This window comes from Enorma timonensis (assembly GCF_000321165.1).
GTDB lineage: Bacteria > Actinomycetota > Coriobacteriia > Coriobacteriales > Coriobacteriaceae > Enorma.
This window is the reverse complement of sequence record NZ_CAPF01000069.1, coordinates 1-1,268: the sequence shown is the minus strand read 5'-3', so window position 1 is coordinate 1,268 and position 1,268 is coordinate 1. Positions and strand designations below refer to the sequence as shown.

Annotated in this window: 3 protein-coding genes; all 3 read left to right on the top strand. The window is 67.6% G+C overall.

All coding sequences use genetic code 11. From position 1 onward, the window contains the following. The coding region (locus tag BN423_RS11590; RefSeq protein WP_026089051.1) for a hypothetical protein at positions 1 to 207 on the top strand (207 nt) is incomplete at its 5' end. Then, positions 200 to 634: a type II toxin-antitoxin system VapC family toxin gene (locus BN423_RS08235; protein ID WP_232385544.1), complete on the top strand. Its 435-nt coding sequence runs from the start codon at positions 200 to 202 to the stop codon at positions 632 to 634. The genes BN423_RS11590 and BN423_RS08235, both read left to right, overlap by 8 nt. Before the next feature lie 107 nt (positions 635 to 741). Next, a partial coding sequence (locus BN423_RS10835) for a MarR family winged helix-turn-helix transcriptional regulator (RefSeq protein ID WP_154820261.1) occupies positions 742 to 1,268 on the top strand: 527 nt, incomplete at its 3' end.

Here is a 1,268-nt window from a genome sequence, read left to right as displayed (position 1 = left end):
GGGGCGCTCGGGGCCGCGGCTTCCGCTGCCGTGACGGTGGCGGAGGAGGTCCCCGCGCCCGACCCGGCGCGCCCGCGCATCCCCGACGGCGGCCAGGAGCTCTTCGAATACGCCATGCAGCTGCGGGCGCGCATGCCCCGCAATACGTTCCTGTCCACCCTGACCCCGGAGGGGCTCAAGCGAGAGCTGGCGAACCGCGATGTCTAAGATGCTGCTCGATACCAACACCCTGCTCGACTACGTGATTCCGGACCGCCCCGAATCGGATGAGGCGCTCGAGCTCGTCAAGCTCATCATCAACCATGTGCATACGGGCCTCGTTGCCGCGTCCTCGCTCAACGACTTCTATTACATCTCGCGGAAGACCCTGTCCGAGCAGGAGCGACGCGACTGGCTGCGCATCTTCATCCGCATCTTCGACATCGAGGAGCTCGACGTCGAGGCGTGCGCCATCGCCCTCGATTCCAACGAGCCGGATTACGAGGACGGGTGTATCCGGGCGATCGCCGAGCGCGCGCAGGTCGACTTCATCATCACGCGCGACCGTACGGCGTTCGAACGCTCGTGGGTCAAGGCGTATTCGGCGAAGCGCTTCCTCGAGTTGTTCCCGCCGATCGAGTCGGACGAGGGGTGAGGTCGCGCTTCGTTTCGCTCAGGTTTCGCGCTTGACGCGCCGCGCTGCGCGCGGTATCAGTTGATGCGTCAACTGTTGATATGTCAACTATCGGGAGATGATGGGGCATGCCAGACCCCTGTGGTTCCCAGCCGGTGGGCGGTGACCGTTCCGACCTCTTCGAGCTCCGCTCGCTGCTCTACCGCGCGAGCCATGCGCAGCGCCAGCTCATGCACCCCTACATGGCGTCGGTCGGCCTGGGCACCGGCCAGCCCAAGCTGCTTTCCTACCTGCATCGCTTCGGGGCGTGCTCCCAGCGCGACCTGGCGGAATACTACGAGCTCGACCCCGCGGGCGTATCGCGCATGCTCGATGCCCTGGCGAAGAAGGGGTTCGTCCAGATCGCCCCGGCGGCAAGCGACAAGCGCAGCAAGACCGTGACCCTCACCGCGGAGGGGGAGCGCGTCGCCCACGCGTGGGACGCCGCGTGCCGCGAGGAGGCGACGGTGATGCTTCGGGGCTTCACGGACGAGGAGCGCCGGGCGTTCGCCGATTACCTCGCGCGCGCCCACGCGAACCTCAAGGCGTACGGCAAGGCGCTCACCGGCTCGGCCGCGGACGCGTCGGCCGCACCCGATGCCGCGCCGGCGCCATG